The organism is Mesorhizobium australafricanum (assembly GCF_033977265.1).
Lineage (GTDB): Bacteria > Pseudomonadota > Alphaproteobacteria > Rhizobiales > Rhizobiaceae > Mesorhizobium > Mesorhizobium australafricanum.
Genome location: NZ_JAVIIT010000001.1, coordinates 133,002 through 151,308 on the forward strand (window position 1 = coordinate 133,002; position 18,307 = coordinate 151,308).

Below are 18,307 nucleotides of genomic sequence, written 5' to 3' on the forward strand. Positions count from 1 at the left end.
TTTCGTGGGCTGCCTTGTGTTCACGACGGCAATGAGCCGCAATTGCCGGCCGAAGGCGCTTGACAAGATGGCGCCGGCCCGTTCAACCTAAGTCATTCACCAGGGGAGTCCCGGCAAGGGGCTGAGATACTGCTGGCTTTTGCGGCGCAGTGACCCGTTGAACCTGATCCAGTTCATACTGGCGTAGGGACGGTGCAAGCGCTTGCGGGAGATCATGCCCGAGGACCTGTCTCATGCAGCAGGTCGAAGCGTCCTTTCATCCTTCCGGCACAGAACTGGGTCTCCAATGCAACGAGCAAAGGAGCCTCAAATGAATGCCTTGACCCCCACCGTGTCGTCCGGACCGCTGCCGGCGTCGCGCAAGATCCACAAATCCGGCGTCTTCCATTCGCAGGTCAGGGTGCCCATGCGGGAGATCGCGGTCCACCCGACTGCCGGCGAGCCGCCGGTGACGGTCTACGATCCGTCGGGCCCGTATACCGACCCCGCGATTGAAACGGACATCGAAAAGGGTCTTGCCCGCCATCGGCAGGACTGGATCGCCGCACGCGGCGATGTCGTGCCTTATGACGGCCGCCATGTCAGGCCGGAGGACAACGGATTTGCGACGGGAGAGCGCCTGACGCGGGAATTTTCCGTCCGCAACCCTCCGCTGAGGGCAAAGGCAGGCAAGGCGGTAACGCAGCTTGCCTATGCGCGCGCCGGGATCATCACGCCCGAGATGGAATTCGTGGCCATCCGCGAAAACCTTGGCCGCGAGATCGTGCGCGGCAGGCTGCAACAGGATGGCGAGGCGTTCGGCGCATTGATCCCGGATTTCGTCACACCGGAGTTCGTGCGCGACGAGGTGGCGCGCGGCCGCGCGATCATTCCTGCCAACATCAACCATCCCGAAAGCGAGCCGATGATCATCGGCCGCAACTTCCTGGTGAAGATCAACGCCAATATCGGCAATTCCGCCGTCACTTCCTCGATGGCCGAAGAGGTCGAAAAGATGGTCTGGGCGATCCGCTGGGGTGCCGACACCGTCATGGACCTCTCGACGGGCCGCAACATCCACAACATTCGCGAATGGATCGTGCGCAACTCGCCGGTGCCGATCGGCACGGTGCCGCTCTACCAGGCGCTGGAGAAAGTGGATGGCGTCGCCGAGGATCTGAGCTGGGAGGTCTATCGCGACACGCTGATCGAGCAGGCTGAGCAGGGGGTCGACTATTTCACCATCCACGCCGGTGTGCGGCTGCACTACATCCCGCTGACGGTTGGACGGGTTACCGGCATCGTCAGCAGGGGCGGCTCGATCATGGCGAAATGGTGCCTGCACCATCATCGCGAAAGCTTCCTCTATGAGCATTTCGAGGAGATCTGCGACATCGCCAGAGCCTATGATGTCTCCTTCTCGCTCGGCGACGGCCTTCGTCCCGGCTCGATCGCCGACGCCAATGACCGAGCCCAGTTCGCCGAGTTGGAAACGCTTGGCGAATTGACGAAGATCGCCTGGGCAAAGGACTGCCAGGTGATGATCGAGGGCCCTGGCCATGTTCCCATGCACAAGATCAAGCAGAATATGGACAAGCAGCTCGCCGTCTGTGGCGAAGCGCCATTCTACACGCTGGGGCCGCTGACCACGGACATAGCGCCGGGCTATGACCACATCACCTCGGGAATCGGCGCCGCCATGATCGGCTGGTTCGGCACGGCGATGCTCTGCTATGTGACGCCGAAGGAACATCTCGGCCTGCCGGACCGCAACGACGTCAAGACCGGCGTGATCACCTACAAGATAGCCGCGCACGCCGCGGATCTCGCCAAGGGGCATCCGGCGGCGAAGATCCGCGACGACGCGCTTTCGCGGGCGCGGTTTGAGTTCCGCTGGGAAGACCAGTTCAACCTGTCGCTCGATCCCGAGACGGCGCGCTCGTTCCACGACGAGACCTTGCCCAAGGAAGCGCACAAGCTGGCGCATTTCTGCTCGATGTGCGGGCCGAAATTCTGCTCCATGCGCATCTCCCACGACATTCGCGCCGAAGCCCAGAAGGAGGGGATGGCGGCCATGGCGGAGAAATATCGCGCAGGCGGCGATCTCTATATGCCCGTCGAAACGCCCGGGGCGGAAAAACAGGCTTTGGCCCAGAAAGATCAGGAGACGCGCTGAGCTATGCGCCGCGTCCTTGTCAAGGGCGCCGGTGTGGCAGGCCTCACCGTCGCCCATGAATTAGCTGTGCGGGGTGCGTCCGTCACGGTTGCTGAAGTTCGGGGCCAGATAGGCGGCAATGCCTCCTGGCTCGCCGGCGGCATGCTCGCCCCTTGGTGCGAACGCGAAAGCGCCGAGGAGGCCGTTATTACCCTGGGCGAGAATGCGGCCGACTGGTGGGAAAGGACACTGCCCGGTCTCGTGAGTAGGGCCGGCACTCTCGTCGTCGCCCATGCGCGCGACGCCTTCGAGCTTGCCCGCTTTGCGACCCGCACGCGCAATCATCAGACCGCCGACGAAAAGGCGATTGCCGCCCTCGAACCCGACCTTGCCGGTCGCTTTCGCCAGGGCTTGCTCTTTGCCGGCGAAGCCCATCTCGATCCCCGTCGGGCTCTCGAAGCCCTCGCCGGCAAACTGCGCGCGATGGGGGTCGTCTTCCTTTTCGAGGCGGGCGAGGTTGCCCTTTCCGGCTTCGATCAGGTGATCGACTGCACGGGCATCGCGCGAGCCGATGACGACTTGCGCGGCATGCGCGGCGAAATGCTGATCCTGCGCACGCAGGAGGTCTCGCTCGCCCGGCCCGTGCGTCTCCTCCATCCGCGTCATCCGATCTACATCGTGCCGCGGGCCGATCATCACTTCATGGTCGGCGCGACCATGATCGAAAGCGACCACGACGGACCGATCACCGCCCGTTCGCTGATGGAACTCCTCAATGCGGCCTACGCAGTCCATCCGGCGTTCGGCGAGGCCGAAATCGTCGAGACAGGAGTGGGCGTGCGGCCAGCCTATCCCGACAATCTGCCGCGGGTGAAGCGTTGGGGGGACGGCGCGATCACGATCAACGGCCTCTACCGGCACGGTTTCCTGCTCTCACCGGCCATGGCGGACCAAGCTGCCGGCCTTCTCTTCAATTCATCTGCCGACCTGGAGTCTGAAAATGAAGCTGATCGTCAATGGCGAAGCGCTTGAGGTCGAGGCGACGACGCTCGACGCCCTTTTGAGGGAGCTTGACTATGAGGGCGGCTGGCTCGCTACCGCGCTGAACGGCGACGTCGTGCCCGCGGCTGGACGGGCGGAATTCCGGTTGAGCGAGGGTGACCGGATCGAAATCCTGTCACCCATGCAGGGAGGCTAGCCATGTTCGATCTTTTCGGGACAAAGCTGGCGTCGCGCCTGCTGCTGGGCACAGCCCAATATCCTTCGCCGGCGATCCTTGCCGATGCGGTCAAGGCGTCGGGGACCTCGGTGGTGACCGTCTCGCTGCGCCGTGAAATGGCCGGCGGCAAGGCCGGCGAGAAATTCTGGTCGCTGATCCGCTCGCTCGGCGTGAGGGTCCTGCCCAACACTGCCGGCTGCCATTCCGCGAAGGAAGCCGTGACGACCGCGAGGATGGCGCGCGAGGTCTTCGGCACGCCCTGGATCAAGCTCGAAGTCATCGGCAACCACGACACGCTGCAGCCCGACGTCTTCGGCCTGGTCGAGGCCGCGCGCATCCTTTGCGAGGACGGTTTCATCGTGTTCCCCTACACCACCGACGACCTTGTCGTCGCCGAGCGGCTGCTTGAGGCTGGCTGCAAGGTGCTGATGCCGTGGTGCGCGCCGATCGGTTCGGCGCTCGGGCCGGTCAACATCATGGCGCTGCGCTCGATGCGCGGGCATTTCCCCGACGTGCCGTTGATCGTCGATGCGGGGCTCGGACGGCCGTCGCACGCGGCAACCGTCATGGAACTCGGCTTTGACGCCGTGCTGCTCAACACGGCGGTCGCCAAGGCCGCCGATCCGGTGGGCATGGCGCGCGCTTTCAGCAAGGCGGTCGATGCCGGCCGCGAAGCCTATGGTTCGGGACTGCTCGAGCCGCGCGACGTCGCCGTGCCGTCGACGCCGACATTGGGCAGGGCGGTTTTTTCATGAAGCTCGATCCCTTCTACCTGATCGTCGACAGCGCTGCCTGGATCGAGCGGCTGGTGCCGCTCGGCGTCAGGCTGGTGCAACTGCGCATCAAGAATATGGACGAGGGCGGGCTGCGCGCGGAAATCCGCAGAGCGAAAGCCTTGTGCGCCCGACACCATTGCCAGCTCATCGTCAACGATCATTGGCGGCTGGCGATCGAGGAGGGCTGCGACTTCGTACATCTCGGCCAGGAGGATCTCCAGACCGCCGACCTCCTCGAGATACAGGCGGCCGGCATCAGGCTCGGACTGAGCACCCATGATCATGCCGAACTGGAGACGGCCATGGCGGCCGGGCCCGACTATGTCGCGCTGGGTCCGGTCTATCCGACCATCCTGAAGAAGATGAAATGGGCGCCGCAGGGGCTCGAAAGGATCCGGGCCTGGAAGGGCAGGGTCGCGCCAATTCCGCTGATCGCCATCGGCGGCCTCAATCCCGAGCGGCTCGATGGCGTTTTCGAGGCCGGCGCCGACAGCGCGGCGGTGGTGACGGACGTAACGCTGAACCCGGATCCCGAGGCGCGCACCAGGGAATGGATCGAAAAGACGGAGCAATGGCGCTGAAGCAAGACCCGCATGTGCTTGTCGTTGGCGGATCGGATTCCAGCGGAGGTGCCGGGATTGCGCGCGACATCGAGACGATCTCTGCCATCGGCTTGCGCACCTGCCTTGCCATCACTGCGGTAACGGTGCAGACACACGACGCCGTCAGGGATATCCGTCCTATGCAGCCTGGCCTGGTGGCTGATCAAATGCGGGCGGCATTGCAGGCCAACGAGGTGGCGGCCATCAAGATCGGCATGCTCGCAACCGGGCAGATCATCGCTGCGGTCGCCACCGTGCTGCGCGAAAATCCGCGGATACCGGCAGTGCTCGATCCGGTGCTGGCCTCCTCGTCCGGCGGGCCGCTGCTGCAAGCGCGCGCGATCGGCGTCATGAAGCGTGATCTCATGCCGCTCTGCCGTCTCGTCACGCCAAACCTCATAGAGCTGGCGATCCTGACGGGATCGGAACTGGCCGGGGACGACGACGATGCGCTGCGGCAGGGAAGGCGATTGCTCGCGGCCGGGCCGCGGGCGCTGCTCATCAAGGGCGGCCATGCGGCGGGACCCAGATCGACGGATATCCTGTTGAGCTTGGAGCAGGAGCCCATCCGCCTCGACATGCCCAGGCTTGCCGGATCGATGCGCGGGACCGGCTGCATGCTGGCCAGTGCAATCGCCGCGCGTCTGGCCGGCGCGAAGCCGCTCGAGGACAGTGTGCGCGAAGGCAAGCGGCTTGTCTTCGAGAAGTTCCTGCAGAGTTTCGAGCGCGAATCCGGCTCCGGCGCATAGGGAAATCCTCACCGGTGACACCCCGGGCGAGACGCGTTCGGCCGTCAGGGTCGCTCGGCCTTTTCCTAATGTCGCAAACAGGCTTCAATCACCCTACCGCTCGGCCCTATAGTCCGCGCGCTTTACCACTTGGGAGTCGCGGGTCATGGCAGAGTTTCCGAAAAAGGCGAAGGTCGTCATCGTCGGTCTGGGCGGTATTGTCGGCGCATCTGTCGCCCATCACCTTATCGAGCGCGGCTGGGACGACATTGTCGGCATCGACAAGTCGGGCATCCCGACCGATATCGGCTCGACGGCGCACGCTTCGGACTTCTGCTACACGACCAGCCATGACTTTCTCTCGTGCTGGACGACGCTCTACTCCATCGATTTCTACGAGAAGATGGGCCACTACGCGCGTGTCGGCGGCCTTGAGGTCGCGCGCGTTGGCGACGATGCCCGCATGGACGAGATCAGGCGCAAGATCGCCTCGGCCAAATCCTTCGGCACCCGCGCGCGGCTGATCGAGCCGGCCGAGATCAAGCAGAAATTCCCGCTGATCGAGGAGCATCTGGTGCAGGGCGGTCTCTGGGACCCCGACGCCGGCCTCGTCATCCCGCGTTCTCAGACGGTCGCCGGCAAGCTGGTCGACCAGGGTGTCGCATCGGGCAAGCTGCAGGCCTTCGCCAACACCTCGGCCAAGTCGCTGATCGTCGAGGACGGGCGCATCAAGGGCGTGGTGACCGAGCGCGGGACGATCGAGGCCGACTATGTCGTCGTCTGCACCGGCATCTGGGGCCGGCTCACCGCGGCGCTGGTCGGCGAAGACCTGCCCGTCATGCCGATCGACCATCCGCTCACCTTCTTCGGCCCCTACAACGAGTTCGCCGGCACCGGCAAGGAGATCGGCTGGCCGCTGCTGCGCGACCAGGGCAACTCCGCCTATATGCGCGACACCGGCGACCCCAAGACCGCCGAGGGCGGTCAGATCGAATGGGGCTATTACGAGGAGAACAATCCGCGCCTCTGCCATCCGCGCGATCTCCTGGAAAAGGATCAGGCGCGGCTCTCGCCGTCGCAGCGCGACCTCGACATGGAGCAGATCATGGCGCCGCTGGAGCGCGCCATGGAGCTGACGCCGATCCTCGGCGAGCTCGGCTACAACGAAGGCCATTCCTTCAACGGCCTGCTGCAGGTGACAACCGATGGCGGCCCGTCCATGGGCGAAAGCCAGAAGGTGCGGGGCCTGTGGTACGCCGTCGCCATCTGGGTCAAGGACGGCCCCGGCATGGGCAAGCTGATCGCCGACTGGATGACCGACGGCCGCACCTCGATCGACCATCACGCCATCGACTATTCGCGCTTCTACCCGCACCAGACGCAGGAACAGTTCATCTGGGATCGCTGCACCGAGACGGCGATGAAGGTCTACAATCCGGCAGTGCATCCGCGCGAGCCCTTCTCCAAGGGCCGCAACATCCGCCGTTCGCCGTTCTGGGAGCGCGAGAAGGAACTCGGCGGCTATTTCATGGAACTGGGCGGCTGGGAGCGTGCCCACGGCTACGCCGCCAACGAGCATCTGCTCGAAAAATACGGCAACCGCGTGCCGGTGCGCGAGAACGAATGGGACAACCGCCATTTCTGGCGTGTCTCCAATGCCGAGCACCTGGCGATGAGCGAGGATTGCGGCATCGTCAACCTGTCGCATTTCTCGATGTATGACGTCGAGGGGCCCGACCACGTGGCGCTGCTGGAATGGCTGTGCGCCGCCAAGATCGGCGGCGACAACAACATCGGCAAGGGCATCTACACCCACTTCCTCGATGAGGAAGGCATGGTGCGGGCCGACTTCACCGTCATCCGCATGGCCGATCGCTGCCGCGTGATCGACGGCGCCGATGCCGGTCCGCGCGACTTCCGCTATATGCAGCGCACCGCGCAGGACAAGGGTTTTGACGCCACCGTCACCGACGTGACCGAGAAATACGTCACCATCGGCATCTGGGGTCCGAATGCCCGCACGACCCTGCAGAAGGTGGTCGAGAATCCGGACGGCCTTTCAGTCGAGAACTTCCCGTTCGCGGCGATCAAGCCGATCCGCATCGGCGGCAAGGACGTCACCGCCTTCCGCATCTCCTATGTCGGCGAGCAGGGCTGGGAACTGCATATGCGCTACGAGGACGGCCTGGCCGTCTGGGACGCGCTGCGCTCGACCGGCGTCATGCCGTTCGGCGTCGAGACCTATGCCAACACGCGCCGCATGGAAAAGAGCCTGCGGCTGCAGAACGCCGATCTGCTTACCGAGTATAATCTGCTCGAGGCCGACCTTGCCCGTCCGAAGGTCAAGGAGAACGACTTCTGCGGCAAGGCCAAGCATCTGGAGTATCGCGCGCGCGAGCACCAGCCGGCGATGCTGTGCACGCTGGTGATGACCGACAACACGGATGCCAAGGGCGTCGCGCGCTATCCGGTCGGCATCATGCCGGTGCAGGACCCCGCGACCGGCGAGACGCTCGTCGACGAGCTCGGCCGCCGCTCCTTCACCACTTCGGTCGCCTACGGTCCGACGATCGGCAAGAACATCGCGCTTGCCTATCTGCCTTGGGCCTATGCCCAGGAGGGCCGCAAGCTCAATGTGGAATATTTTGGCGAGACCTATCCGGTCGAGGTCGCTGGTGTCGGCTACAAGCCGCTCTACGACCCGGAGAACCTCAAGCCGCGCAGCTGAGACCGCAGGCGCAAAAGCCCGAATGCAAAAGCCCGGCTTCAGTCGGGCTTTTTTCTTTTGCGCGGCAAGATTCTCGCATAGCGTTGCGTCGGGCGGAGTGGGCATCGTGCAACGGTTCGGCTGGGACAGGAAGAACGACGCGTTCGTCTTCAGGATGAAGGGAAGCATTCCCGTTCATGTCAGCTGGACTTTTGCCATTCCCGCCACGCTGCCGTTCCTGCATGAATGGTCGACCCGTCCCAGGAGCGCGCTGACTCATAGCGTCATATTTGGGGTGCTTTTGTTCCTGTCGGTGTTTCTGCATGAGCTTGCCCATGTGTGGGCGGCGCGGCGGCGAGGCATCGGCACCGAAAGGATAGACCTCTACCTCTTCGGTGGGATTGCCTGGTTCAAGCGCGGTGCAGCCTCGCCGTATGGCTGGGCCTGGATCGCCTTCGCCGGGCCTTTGGTAAACATCATCCTGGCGGCGGGCTTTGCCGCTTCCTATTGCCTTTTGGCCCGGTCCTCGTTGTCTGTCGAGGTGGACGGCTTTTTCAACTCGCCTCCGCCGAGGCCGGACACTCTTCTGGAGTGGGCGCTTTGGCTTGGCGCATTGTTGAATACGGTTCTGGCCGTGCTCAATCTTCTCCCGGCCTATCCGCTCGATGGCGGCACGATCGCCAGGCATCTGCTTGCACCACGGTTCGGCGCAGACACTGCCGCACGGATCGTCGGCTTCTGCGGCGTCGTCCTCTCGATCCTGCGCTTCGCGGTCATCCTGCCTGCGGCAACAGCCGGAATCCTGCTCTGGATCCCGCCGTCCTTCAGGCCGAACTGGCGGGTGTTTCGCGCCACCGGCAAGAAGCCCGTCTCACAGCTACCGCCGGCTGAGCCTGCCGATAAGGTGGGCCTGTCAAAAAGTGACCCGCGGCCAAACAGTCTGAACAACTGACGCTTCGGCTTGATGTGCGCGAGGCCAACAGCTTATGTGACCCGTAAGAAGCCCGCGAAAGCAACACGCCCCATGCGCATCCTCTCCGACGCCTTCATTCCCGAACTTCCCAATCGCTACAATGGCAAGGTGCGCGAAAATTACGACCTGCCGGACGGGCGGCGCATCATCATCGCTACCGATCGTCTAAGCGCGTTCGACACGATCCTGGCCTCGATCCCTTTCAAGGGGCAGGTGCTCACCCAGACAGCGCGCTACTGGTTCGAGGAAACCGCCGACATCTGTCCCAACCACGTGCTGGAATATCCCGACCCCAATGTCGTCGTCGGCACGCGGCTCGACATGCTGCCGGTCGAGATCGTGGTGCGCTGCTATTTGGCGGGGACCACCAGCACCTCGATCCTGACCAAGTACAGGAAAGGCGAACGAAGCTTCTACGGGCATAGTTTTCCGGATGGTCTGCGCGACAATGAAAAGCTGCCCTCGGCGATCATCACCCCCACCAGCAAGGCCGCCAGCGGCGGCCACGATGAGCCGCTGTCGGAAGCCGAGATCATCGATCAGCGGCTGCTCACGCAGGAGCAGTGGGACACCGTATCGCGCTATGCCCTGGATCTGTTCGCCCGTGGCCAGCAGCGTGCCGCCGAACGCGGCCTGATCCTCGCCGACACCAAATATGAATTCGGCACCGCGCCGGATGGCGCCATCATGCTTGCGGACGAAATCCATACGCCCGACAGCAGCCGCTATTGGATCGCGGCGAGCTACAATGAGGCGTTCGAAAACGGCGGGCGGCCGCAGAGCTTCGACAAGGATTTTATCCGATCGTGGGTGTCAGCGCGCTGTGATCCCTACAAGGACCCGATCCCGAGGATCCCGGAAGAGATCGTCAATCAGGCCTCGGCGGTCTATATCCAGGCCTACGAAGCAATCACCGGCGCAAAGTTCGCGCCCGACCTTTCCGGCGATACCGTGCTGGAACGCATCCGTTCGAATCTGGCGCGGTATTTTTAAGGTCCTGCGCCGGCGGAAATGCGATGCCCGGGAATTCCCGGCTTTTGCACGCGGCGATTTTCGCCTAACCTTTGTCCCATGTCTGCTTATGCCCGCGTAAGGCATATCGTCTCAGGCAGTGCCGCGCTGGCGCTGGCGCTTTGGCTGACATCGGCAGCTTCTCCCGCCGAGCCGGTCGATGTCGAACTGGTGCTGGCGGTCGATGTTTCGCTCTCCATGTCGCCGGCCGAGTTGGAGATCCAGCGTCACGGCTACGCTGCGGCGCTCACCCATGACAATGTGCTGAAGGCCATCGCCGACGGCGCCAATGGCAAGATCGCCGTCACCTATGTCGAATGGGCGGGCACGACCTGGCAGCGGGTGATCGTGCCGTGGACGGTGATCGCGAACCGCGACGATGCCGAGAAAGTGGTGGCGCAACTCAATGCGCGCCCGCCGGACAGCGCCCGGCGGACCTCGATCTCCGGTGCGCTGACCTTCGGCAGCGACCTGTTCGCCGAAAGCGGCTTTCAGGGCCTGAAGCGCGTCATCGACGTTTCGGGCGACGGGCCCAACAACCAGGGCGCGCCAGTCGACCTCACGCGCGACGAGGTGGTCAAGCAAGGCATCACCATCAACGGACTGCCGCTGATGACGCGGGGCGGGTTCAGCAGCGCCTTCGATGTCGCAAATCTCGACCGCTACTACAGCGACTGCGTCATCGGCGGACCGGGCGCCTTCATGATCCCGGTCAACGACTGGACGCAGTTCCCAGAAGCGATCCGTCGCAAGCTGGTGCTCGAGCTTGCCGGTTCCGCTTCGCCGCGATGGGCGGCGGAAGAGGCCGCGCATCCGCCGGTCGTGTTCGCCGACGACAGGCCGGCCACCGACTGCCTGGCCGGCGAGAAGATGTGGCGCAACCGCGGCTGGGGTCTGGATAGCCACTGAAATGCGAAGCCGGATTGGACCATCGTCCAGTGGGGGCTCCACTTCATTGACAAGCCTTTTGGCGTCTGTGAGACAATCTGCGCTCACCACAAAAAAGGGGAACCACAATGAACAGAACCTCCATCTTCGCGGCGGCGCTGACGGCGGCCGCCGTGCTCAGCGCACCGGCGATGGCCGCCACGTCGCTCACCATCGGCATCAGCGGCTGGACCGGATTCGCGCCACTGACCTTGGCCAAGCAGGCCGGGCTTTTCGAAAAACACGGGCTCGACGTCACGCTCAAGAAAGTGCCGCAGGCGAGCCGCCCGCTGGCCATTGCCAGCGGCGACCTGCAATGCGCGGCGACCACGGTCGAGACCTGGATGGTGTGGAATGCCAGCGGCGTCACCACCAAGCAGATCTTCCAGCTCGACAAATCCTACGGCGCCGACGGCATCGTCGTGCGCAACGACATCAAGACCGTCGCCGATCTCAAGGGCAAGAATGTCGCTTCGTCCGCGCCTGGAACGTCGCCCTATTTCCTGCTTGCCTGGGTGCTCAACAAGAACGGCATGTCGACCAAGGACGTGACGGTCGTCAATCTGGAGCCGGATGCGGCGGCACAAGCCTTCCTGGCGGGGCAGAACGATGCCGCCGTCACCTATGAGCCGTTCATTTCGGCGGTCCGCGACAAGACCGACCAGGGCCATATCCTGGCGACCACGCTCGACTATCCGATGGTGTTGGATACTGTCGGCTGCACGCCCGATTTCCTCAAGGCCAATCCCGATGCCGCCAAGGCGCTCGCCGACAGCTATTTCGATGCGCTCGACATGATCAAGAAGGACCCGCAGAAATCCTATGAGATCATGGGCGCCGACGTGAAGCAGTCGGCCAAGGAGTTCGAGGACTCGGCCAAGTACCTGAAATGGGCCGACAAGGCGGAGAACAAGCAGTTCTTCACCAAGGATTTCCAGGACTTTTCCAAGACCGCGGCGGACCTGCTGCTGCAGATGGGGCTGATCAAGGAAGCGCCGGATGTGACGACACTCGCAGACACCAGCGCGGTCAACAACTGATCGCACGTCTTCCTGCAGGCGGCGGCGATAAGCCGCCGTCCCTCTCTTCAAGGACAGTCTCTGATGCTGCGTCCCTTGCATCCCGTTGCGCCGGGCACGCGAACCGTGTTCGGCATTGCCTTCTTCGTGCTGTTCGTGGCGTTCTGGGCGTGGATCACGCTCGGCGGCCATGTGAACCGGATCTTTCTCGCCGATCCGCTGTCGATGCTGAAGGATGGCTGGCGGCTCCTCGCCGAGGATCGTTTCTGGCTCGATATCCTGATCACCATCTGGCGCGTCTTCGGTGGTTTCGTGCTGGCATCGGTCGTGGCGGTGCCGATCGGCATTGCCATGGGCGCCTGGAAGCCGGTGGAAGCCTTCCTCGAACCGTTCGTGTCCTTTGCCCGCTATTTGCCGGCATCGGCCTTCATCCCGCTGCTCATCCTGTGGGCCGGCATCGGTGAATTTGAAAAGCTGCTGGTCATCTTCGTCGGCTCGGTGTTCCAGATCATTCTGATCGTCGCGGTCAAGGTCGGCGGCACGAGGCGGGACCTGGTGGAAGCCGCTTATACGCTGGGGGCGACCGACAATGGCATCGTCAAGCGCGTCATCATGCCGGCCAACGCGCCGGAGATCGCCGAAACGCTGCGGCTGGTGCTGGGCTGGGCCTGGACCTATGTGATCGTCGCCGAGCTGATCGGCTCGTCGTCGGGCATCGGCTACATGATCATCAACAGCCAGTCGCGGCTGGCGACGGGGCAGATCATCTTCGGCATCATCGTGATCGGGCTGATCGGGCTTTTGTCCGATTTCGCCTTCAAAGCGCTCAACCGCTGGCTCTATCCATGGAGCCTGGCGTGAGCAAGCTTCTGATCGAAGGCGTTTCGCGGACCTTTGCAGGGGTCGGGGGCGGGCAGCCGGTACAGGCGCTGCGGCCGGTTGAGCTGTCGGTCGCGGCCAATGATTTCATCACCATCCTCGGGCCGTCCGGCTGCGGCAAGTCGACATTGCTGAGGATTGTCGCCGGACTGGAGGCGCCGAGCACGGGTCGCGTGCTGCTGGACGGCAAGGCGGTCACCCGGCCGGGACCGGACCGCGGCATGGTGTTCCAGTCCTATACTTTGTTTCCCTGGCTGACGGTTGCCGAAAACATCGGCTTCGGCCTGCGTGAACGCAGCATGCCAGAGCGGGAGCGAACCGAGATCGTCGCTTCCTACGTCGATCTCGTCGGCCTCAAAGGTTTCGAGAACCATTGGCCGAAGCAGCTTTCGGGCGGCATGCAGCAGCGCACGGCAATAGCGCGGGCGCTTGCCAACGACCCGGCGATCCTTTTGCTCGACGAGCCGTTCGGCGCGCTGGACAATCAGACGCGCGGGCTGATGCAGGAATTGCTGCTCGGCATATGGGAGCGGCGCAAGAAGACGGTTCTGTTCGTCACCCACGACATCGAGGAGGCGATCTTCATGGCGTCGCGGGTGATCGTGATGAGCGCCCGGCCCGGCCGCATCAAGTCGGACGTGCCGGTCGACCTGCCGCATCCGCGCCACTATACGCTGAAGACCAGCCCGGAATTCTCAGCGCTCAAGGCGCAGCTCACCGAAGACATCCGCGTCGAGGCGATGCGGACGGCGCAGGGGCAGTCCACTTAGACTGCGTTTGCCTGCTTAAGCCGCCAGCAATTGCTTGCGGTCGACGCGCTCCTGCTGCGGCGAACGGGCGTAGAGCTCGCGGTAGCATTTGGAGAAATGCGAGGCGGAGACGAAGCCGCAGGCGACGGCCACCTCGACCACCGGCATCGACGACTGGATGAGCAGGTGCCTGGCGCGGTCGAGCCGGATCTCCAGATAGTAGCGGGCAGGGGAGCGGCCCATCTCGGTGCGGAACAGGCGCTCGATCTGCCGGCGGGAAAGATCGACATGGTCGGCGATCTCGATCAGCGACAGCGGCTCGGAAAGGTTCGCCTCCATCAGCTCGATGATGGTGAGCACCTTGGAGTTCTGCACGCCGAGGCGGGCGCGCAGCGGCAGGCGCTGGCGGTCGGTCGGGCTGCGCACGCGGTCGGTCAGCACCTGCTCGCAGACGCGGTTGACGAGGCTCTCGTCGAAATCGTCGCCGATCAGCTTCAGCATCATGTCGAGCGCGGCGGTGCCGCCGGCGCAGGTGTAGACGTTCTGATCGATCTCGAAGAGGTCGGCAAAGACATTGGCTTTCGGGAAGGCTTCGGAGAAGCCCGGCAGGTTCTCCCAATGGATGGCGCAGCGCTTGTTGGACAAGAGGCCGGCGGCGGCCAGAATATGCGCGCCGGTGCACAGGCCGCCGACGGCGACGCCGCGATTATACTCCTCGCGCAGCCAGGCGAAGGCCGACTTGTTGTGGTAGCGCTCGACATTGACGCCGCTGCAGACGATTGCCATGTTCGGCCTGTCCGGCCCGGCCATCTTCTTGCGCTCTTCCTCCAGCGAGGTGTTGACGGCGCATTCGACGCCGTTCGAGGCGCGCACCGGCTTGCCATCGATGCTGGCCAGACGCCAGCGATAGGCTTCGTAGCCGAGCATCCGGTTTGCCGAACGCAGCGGGTCGAGCGCCGTGGCGAAGGCGATCATGGTGAAATCAGGAATAAGGAAGAACACAAACGATCTCTTGATCGCATGCTTTACGGCATTCACGGGGTAACCTCACGCTGCCATGACGCGAACAGGATGTCGCGAACAGCATAGCGACATCAGGAAAAACCATTCCTGTCAATCGGGTAGGCGGCTAAGTGAAGATTAAATTTGCGACACGGGTCGCAAATGGGCAATTCGTGCAGCCGCAGCGGGCCGCTGCAGGGGGGACGCGTGCCAGCGCCCAAGCGAAAACGCCGCCTCGGCGAAGCCGGGCGGCGTTGAATTCAGTATACCGATTGTCTCAGGCGACGAAGCCGAGGCGGGCAGCGGCCACGGCGCCGGTCTGGCCGGGCATGGTCTTGGCAAGGCGCTGACGCTCGAGAGCGGTCGTCAGGTTCATTTCGCGGCGGGCGAACAGGCGGGCAAAGAGCTTCATCATCATCTCCATTTGGTTGCTCAGACGGGTCGCCTTCGCTTAAGGAGTGGGGCAGCTCGTTTGCTGACGCTGATATAGGCTCGCTTCAGCAAAAACTAAATCGCAAAAACGAAGCGCTTGATATGAAAAGCGACATGATGTGCGACATTTTTGGGCGGCATGCCCAAAATTTCCTATCATTTACAATGATTTAATTCGCAAATTAACCCGCTATGCGATTGGTTCATATGCGTCATGCAGTGGCCGCATGGCTGGAAAAGTCGTTTGAATGCAAACAAAAAGGCCTGCCGAGCTGACACGGCAGGCCTTCAGAACTCCTTACACACTTTGATTACTTTGCTCCGGCCCAGCTTCCGATGCCGAGGCGCAAGCCGTTCTTGGCATCGGCGGCTTCCGGCCAGCCGATATCCTTCTGCAGTTCGATCGGCAGCGCATGGATGGCGCGTTCGGTCTGGTAGCGGGCGCGAGCCGCGCTGAATTCGGTCGCAAGCCGACCGATGGATGACAGGATAGACATTTTCTTTCTCCTCTATGCGGGCTGGGAGGCGCCCGACATTGCGTTAAGTCAGGTCTGTTTCAGCTTCATTTCATGTCGATTGCAGGACTGTGTCAGGGTCGTTTCGTGGCTGCTTTTGGCAGCATCCTGCATCGATCGAGTTGACTATGCGCCTGGAGTGATGTTCAATCAAACGAAATGGAATGATGGATTGCATCAGAAAAATTGAAGGCAGACCGCCATGAATGCCCCACTCAATCATCCTCTACCGCTGCTTGATCTCGATGTGCTGCGCACCTTCGTGGCGATCGCCGAGACCGGCAGCTTCACCACCGCGGCCAATGCGGTGTTCCGCACGCCGTCGGCCGTCTCCATGCAGATCAAGAAGCTGGAGGACATCCTCGGCCGTTCCGTCTTCGCGCGCGACGCGCGTTCGGTGACGCTGACCACGGATGGCGAGATGCTGCTCGGCTATGCCCGCCGGCTGTTGTCGATCAACCGCGAAGTGGTGTCGAAGTTCATCATTCCCGACATCGTCGGCGTGGTGCGCCTGGGTTCGCCTGACGATTATGGCGAGCGCGTGCTGCCGCATGTGCTGAAGCGTTTCGCGCAGTCGCATCCCTCGATCGCGGTCGACGTCACCATCGACCAGAGCATCAATCTGCGCCGCCGCATGGATGACCGCGCGCTCGACATCACGCTGCTCACCAATTCCTACAAGACAAGCGCGATCGGCGCCGAGGTTCTGCTCACCGAGCCGATTGTCTGGGCCGGCGCCAAGGGCGGCTGCGCGCATCTGCGCGAGCCGTTGCCGGTGTCGCTGTGGGAGGAGGGCTGCGCCTGGCGGGCCGGCGCCCTGGAAGCGCTTGGCCGCGAGGGCCGCAACTACCGCATCGCCTATATGAGCGCCCACACGGCCGGCCAGCGCGCCGCGATCATGGCCGACCTCGCGGTGGCGCCGCTGCCGAAGTCGTTCCTCGGCGACGACATGGTCTCGCTGGGTGCCAAGGACGGCATGCCGGAGATCGGCACCTACAATCTCGCCATGGTGGTGGCGCCCGACGCCAGCGCGCCGGTGAAGGCCGTCGCCGACCATATCCGCGCGACGTTCGAACTGTTCCGCGAAACCGGTAAGTTCTGAGCTATTCGACGGCCGGCGCGGGGCGGGCCGCGAAAGCGGCTTTTGTCCTGCGCCGCGCACGGGCCCGGCGCGCGGCAGGAACGCTAAGGAAATCGACGATGCTGTCGCGCGCGCGGCGCGCTTCCGGCATCTCGATCAGCGGCCAGACGTGGAACATGCCCTCCTCGTAGACCACGTCGACCTCGACGCCGGCGGCGCGCGCGCGTTCGGCGAAGATGAGATTGTCGGGGCTGAGCAGATCGCGCGAACCGGTCAGCAGCAGCGTCTTCGGCAGCACCGAAAGATCGCCGTAGAGCGGGCTGATGTGCCAGTCGGAGCGCTCGAAGCCGGCGCTGTAGAGCCGGATCGCTTCCAGTCCGCCCGGAATGCCGAGCCAGGGATCGTTGCGCTCGGCCTCGAACACTTCCGGATTGGACAGCGACATGTCGAGGCCGGGCGAGATCAGCACATGGCGCGATGGCGAGGGCAGGCCCTCCTCGGCGGCCATCATGGTCAGCACGACGGCCATGTTGCCGCCGGCGGAATCGCCCATGAAGACGATGTCCTCGGCGTCGGTCCCTTCGAGCATGCGCCGGTAGACGTCGCCGACCATGCCGAACATGTCATGGAAATCATGCTCCGGCGCGATCGGATAGACCGGCACGGTGACGCCGAAGCCGAGACGCTCGGCCATCTCGGCGATCAGCCCCCAATGATATGACGTGATCTGAAAGACAAAGGCGCCGCCATGCATGTAAAGGATGCGCCGGCGCTCGCCCGCTTTCGGGGCGATCTCATAGACGGGAAAGCCGTCGATTTCGGTCTCGGCGATGTCCAGCCGTGCCTTAAGCAAGGCCGGCGGATGATGGTCCTCGGTCTTGCGGGCGTAGGCGATCCAGCGCTGCAGGTTTTCGGGACTGGAAAAGGCCTTCTTGCGGCTGTGCCGGAGAACGAACGAAACGAGATGGCTTTTCAAGCTGGGCATACGGATACACGGATCTCGGCAGAGCCGACTAAGAGAATTCCCCTGCTCTGCGAAGATCGTAGCTCAGTTAAAAAGTTTCAAGGTTTCGCCGCTGGCACATCGGCGTGATCCGATGGGGCCAGCGTCAGCGCCGCTTCGGCAGCAGCGTTGCGCGCAATTTGTTGTCGCCGGTCGCCGGGGCCGCGTTCCGGCCCCGGCGCTTGCCGAGCAGCTTGCACTTGTCGGCGAAGGTCATCAGCGCGGCGTACCCAGGAGCAGCTTATGAAGGGCTGCCTGCGGGTCGCTCGGCGGCGAGGCCGGCCAGCCGATGTCCTTCTGGACATGCGCCGGCAGGCTGTTCAGCTGACGGATCGCCTTGTTCTTGGCATGGGCGTGCCTGATGGTCACACCGAAGCGGCTGAGGCTATCGTACATCGACATTTTTCATCTCCCTTGAAGAGGCGGCGGCTGTTGCATGGTTCTCCGGCCGCTGCTTGATGTCCGTTTAATGCGTGACGCATGTATCGGATCGATTTCACGAAAACAGCGTTTCGGTTTCCGGATCGCGCGAATCCGGAAACATTTGCAT

Annotated in this window: 19 protein-coding genes and 1 riboswitch; of the genes, 14 read left to right on the plus strand and 5 right to left on the minus strand. The window is 63.3% G+C overall.

Annotated elements, in window-relative coordinates:
- Window positions 1-91 precede the first annotated feature (91 nt).
- Window positions 92-208, plus strand: a riboswitch (TPP riboswitch).
- Between the two features lie 102 nt (window positions 209-310).
- From thiC to RFM98_RS00740, 13 genes are all read left to right on the plus strand, one after another.
- Window positions 311-2,155: a phosphomethylpyrimidine synthase ThiC gene (gene thiC / locus RFM98_RS00680; RefSeq protein WP_320307037.1), complete on the plus strand. Its 1,845-nt coding sequence runs from the start codon at window positions 311-313 to the stop codon at window positions 2,153-2,155.
- A 3-nt stretch (window positions 2,156-2,158) separates the two neighbouring features.
- A complete protein-coding gene (thiO, locus tag RFM98_RS00685) occupies window positions 2,159-3,166 on the plus strand; it encodes a glycine oxidase ThiO (protein ID WP_320307038.1) in 1,008 nt (335 codons plus the stop codon).
- Window positions 3,135-3,332, plus strand: coding sequence for a sulfur carrier protein ThiS (thiS, locus tag RFM98_RS00690; RefSeq protein WP_320307039.1), 198 nt, complete (start codon window positions 3,135-3,137; stop codon window positions 3,330-3,332). Before thiO ends, thiS begins: the two co-directional genes overlap by 32 nt.
- 2 nt (window positions 3,333-3,334) lie before the next feature.
- The gene (locus tag RFM98_RS00695; protein ID WP_320307040.1) at window positions 3,335-4,108 is read left to right on the plus strand and encodes a thiazole synthase; all 774 of its coding nucleotides are present in this window, start codon (window positions 3,335-3,337) and stop codon (window positions 4,106-4,108) included.
- Complete coding sequence (locus RFM98_RS00700) at window positions 4,105-4,710, plus strand: thiamine phosphate synthase (RefSeq protein ID WP_320307041.1); 606 nt, start codon at window positions 4,105-4,107, stop codon at window positions 4,708-4,710. Before RFM98_RS00695 ends, RFM98_RS00700 begins: the two co-directional genes overlap by 4 nt.
- The gene (locus tag RFM98_RS00705) at window positions 4,701-5,480 is read left to right on the plus strand and encodes a hydroxymethylpyrimidine/phosphomethylpyrimidine kinase (RefSeq protein WP_320307042.1); all 780 of its coding nucleotides are present in this window, start codon (window positions 4,701-4,703) and stop codon (window positions 5,478-5,480) included. Before RFM98_RS00700 ends, RFM98_RS00705 begins: the two co-directional genes overlap by 10 nt.
- Before the next feature lie 145 nt (window positions 5,481-5,625).
- On the plus strand, window positions 5,626-8,187 hold the full coding sequence (locus tag RFM98_RS00710) for a GcvT family protein (RefSeq protein WP_320307043.1): 2,562 nt from the start codon (window positions 5,626-5,628) through the stop codon (window positions 8,185-8,187).
- Between the two features lie 106 nt (window positions 8,188-8,293).
- Window positions 8,294-9,118 (plus strand): site-2 protease family protein, encoded by an 825-nt coding sequence (locus RFM98_RS00715; protein WP_320307044.1) that lies wholly within the window; start codon window positions 8,294-8,296, stop codon window positions 9,116-9,118.
- A gap of 72 nt (window positions 9,119-9,190) precedes the next feature.
- Window positions 9,191-10,132, plus strand: coding sequence for a phosphoribosylaminoimidazolesuccinocarboxamide synthase (locus RFM98_RS00720; protein WP_320307045.1), 942 nt, complete (start codon window positions 9,191-9,193; stop codon window positions 10,130-10,132).
- A 78-nt stretch (window positions 10,133-10,210) separates the two neighbouring features.
- Complete coding sequence (locus tag RFM98_RS00725) at window positions 10,211-11,059, plus strand: DUF1194 domain-containing protein (protein ID WP_320307046.1); 849 nt, start codon at window positions 10,211-10,213, stop codon at window positions 11,057-11,059.
- Between the two features lie 107 nt (window positions 11,060-11,166).
- Complete coding sequence (locus RFM98_RS00730; RefSeq protein ID WP_320213754.1) at window positions 11,167-12,117, plus strand: ABC transporter substrate-binding protein; 951 nt, start codon at window positions 11,167-11,169, stop codon at window positions 12,115-12,117.
- A 66-nt stretch (window positions 12,118-12,183) separates the two neighbouring features.
- On the plus strand, window positions 12,184-12,957 hold the full coding sequence (locus tag RFM98_RS00735; protein WP_320307532.1) for an ABC transporter permease: 774 nt from the start codon (window positions 12,184-12,186) through the stop codon (window positions 12,955-12,957).
- A complete protein-coding gene (locus RFM98_RS00740; RefSeq protein WP_320307047.1) occupies window positions 12,954-13,745 on the plus strand; it encodes an ABC transporter ATP-binding protein in 792 nt (263 codons plus the stop codon). Before RFM98_RS00735 ends, RFM98_RS00740 begins: the two co-directional genes overlap by 4 nt.
- A 15-nt stretch (window positions 13,746-13,760) precedes the next feature.
- On the opposite strand, the gene RFM98_RS00745 is transcribed toward RFM98_RS00740, so the two are convergent.
- The 3 genes from RFM98_RS00745 to RFM98_RS00755 form a co-directional block, all read right to left on the minus strand.
- Complete coding sequence (locus tag RFM98_RS00745) at window positions 13,761-14,699, minus strand: GlxA family transcriptional regulator (RefSeq protein ID WP_430681752.1); 939 nt, start codon at window positions 14,697-14,699, stop codon at window positions 13,761-13,763.
- A gap of 304 nt (window positions 14,700-15,003) precedes the next feature.
- Window positions 15,004-15,138, minus strand: coding sequence for a hypothetical protein (locus tag RFM98_RS00750; RefSeq protein ID WP_108702985.1), 135 nt, complete (start codon window positions 15,136-15,138; stop codon window positions 15,004-15,006).
- Window positions 15,139-15,469: 331 nt separating this feature from the next.
- The gene (locus tag RFM98_RS00755; protein WP_320307048.1) at window positions 15,470-15,655 is read right to left on the minus strand and encodes a hypothetical protein; all 186 of its coding nucleotides are present in this window, start codon (window positions 15,653-15,655) and stop codon (window positions 15,470-15,472) included.
- Between the two features lie 220 nt (window positions 15,656-15,875).
- Here RFM98_RS00755 and RFM98_RS00760 point away from each other — a divergent pair, with 220 nt between their 5' ends.
- Complete coding sequence (locus RFM98_RS00760) at window positions 15,876-16,775, plus strand: LysR substrate-binding domain-containing protein (RefSeq protein WP_140627085.1); 900 nt, start codon at window positions 15,876-15,878, stop codon at window positions 16,773-16,775.
- Between the two features lies 1 nt (window position 16,776).
- Here the strand turns inward: RFM98_RS00760 and RFM98_RS00765 are convergent, their stop codons facing one another.
- Window positions 16,777-17,739, minus strand: coding sequence for an alpha/beta hydrolase (locus RFM98_RS00765; protein ID WP_320307049.1), 963 nt, complete (start codon window positions 17,737-17,739; stop codon window positions 16,777-16,779).
- Window positions 17,740-17,973: 234 nt separating this feature from the next.
- Window positions 17,974-18,159 carry a hypothetical protein gene (locus RFM98_RS00770; RefSeq protein WP_320213749.1) on the minus strand — a complete coding sequence of 62 codons (186 nt, stop codon included), beginning with the start codon at window positions 18,157-18,159 and terminating at the stop codon, window positions 17,974-17,976.
- Between the last annotated feature and the right edge of the window lie 148 nt (window positions 18,160-18,307).

Excerpts from the sequence above, each read along its gene's own strand:
- thiC (WP_320307037.1), top strand. The coding sequence starts at position 311 with ATGAATGCCTTGACCCCCACCGTGTCGTCCGGACCGCTGCCGGCGTCG.
- thiO (WP_320307038.1), top strand. The coding sequence starts at position 2,159 with ATGCGCCGCGTCCTTGTCAAGGGCGCCGGTGTGGCAGGCCTCACCGTC.
- thiS (WP_320307039.1), top strand. The coding sequence starts at position 3,135 with ATGAAGCTGATCGTCAATGGCGAAGCGCTTGAGGTCGAGGCGACGACG.
- RFM98_RS00695 (WP_320307040.1), top strand. The coding sequence starts at position 3,335 with ATGTTCGATCTTTTCGGGACAAAGCTGGCGTCGCGCCTGCTGCTGGGC.
- RFM98_RS00700 (WP_320307041.1), top strand. The coding sequence starts at position 4,105 with ATGAAGCTCGATCCCTTCTACCTGATCGTCGACAGCGCTGCCTGGATC.
- RFM98_RS00705 (WP_320307042.1), top strand. The coding sequence starts at position 4,701 with ATGGCGCTGAAGCAAGACCCGCATGTGCTTGTCGTTGGCGGATCGGAT.
- RFM98_RS00710 (WP_320307043.1), top strand. The coding sequence starts at position 5,626 with ATGGCAGAGTTTCCGAAAAAGGCGAAGGTCGTCATCGTCGGTCTGGGC.
- RFM98_RS00720 (WP_320307045.1), top strand. The coding sequence starts at position 9,191 with ATGCGCATCCTCTCCGACGCCTTCATTCCCGAACTTCCCAATCGCTAC.
- RFM98_RS00725 (WP_320307046.1), top strand. The coding sequence starts at position 10,211 with ATGTCTGCTTATGCCCGCGTAAGGCATATCGTCTCAGGCAGTGCCGCG.
- RFM98_RS00730 (WP_320213754.1), top strand. The coding sequence starts at position 11,167 with ATGAACAGAACCTCCATCTTCGCGGCGGCGCTGACGGCGGCCGCCGTG.
- RFM98_RS00745 (WP_430681752.1), bottom strand. The coding sequence starts at position 14,699 with ATGATCGCCTTCGCCACGGCGCTCGACCCGCTGCGTTCGGCAAACCGG.
- RFM98_RS00750 (WP_108702985.1), bottom strand. The coding sequence starts at position 15,138 with ATGAAGCTCTTTGCCCGCCTGTTCGCCCGCCGCGAAATGAACCTGACG.
- RFM98_RS00755 (WP_320307048.1), bottom strand. The coding sequence starts at position 15,655 with ATGTCTATCCTGTCATCCATCGGTCGGCTTGCGACCGAATTCAGCGCG.
- RFM98_RS00760 (WP_140627085.1), top strand. The coding sequence starts at position 15,876 with ATGAATGCCCCACTCAATCATCCTCTACCGCTGCTTGATCTCGATGTG.
- RFM98_RS00765 (WP_320307049.1), bottom strand. The coding sequence starts at position 17,739 with ATGCCCAGCTTGAAAAGCCATCTCGTTTCGTTCGTTCTCCGGCACAGC.
- RFM98_RS00770 (WP_320213749.1), bottom strand. The coding sequence starts at position 18,159 with ATGTCGATGTACGATAGCCTCAGCCGCTTCGGTGTGACCATCAGGCAC.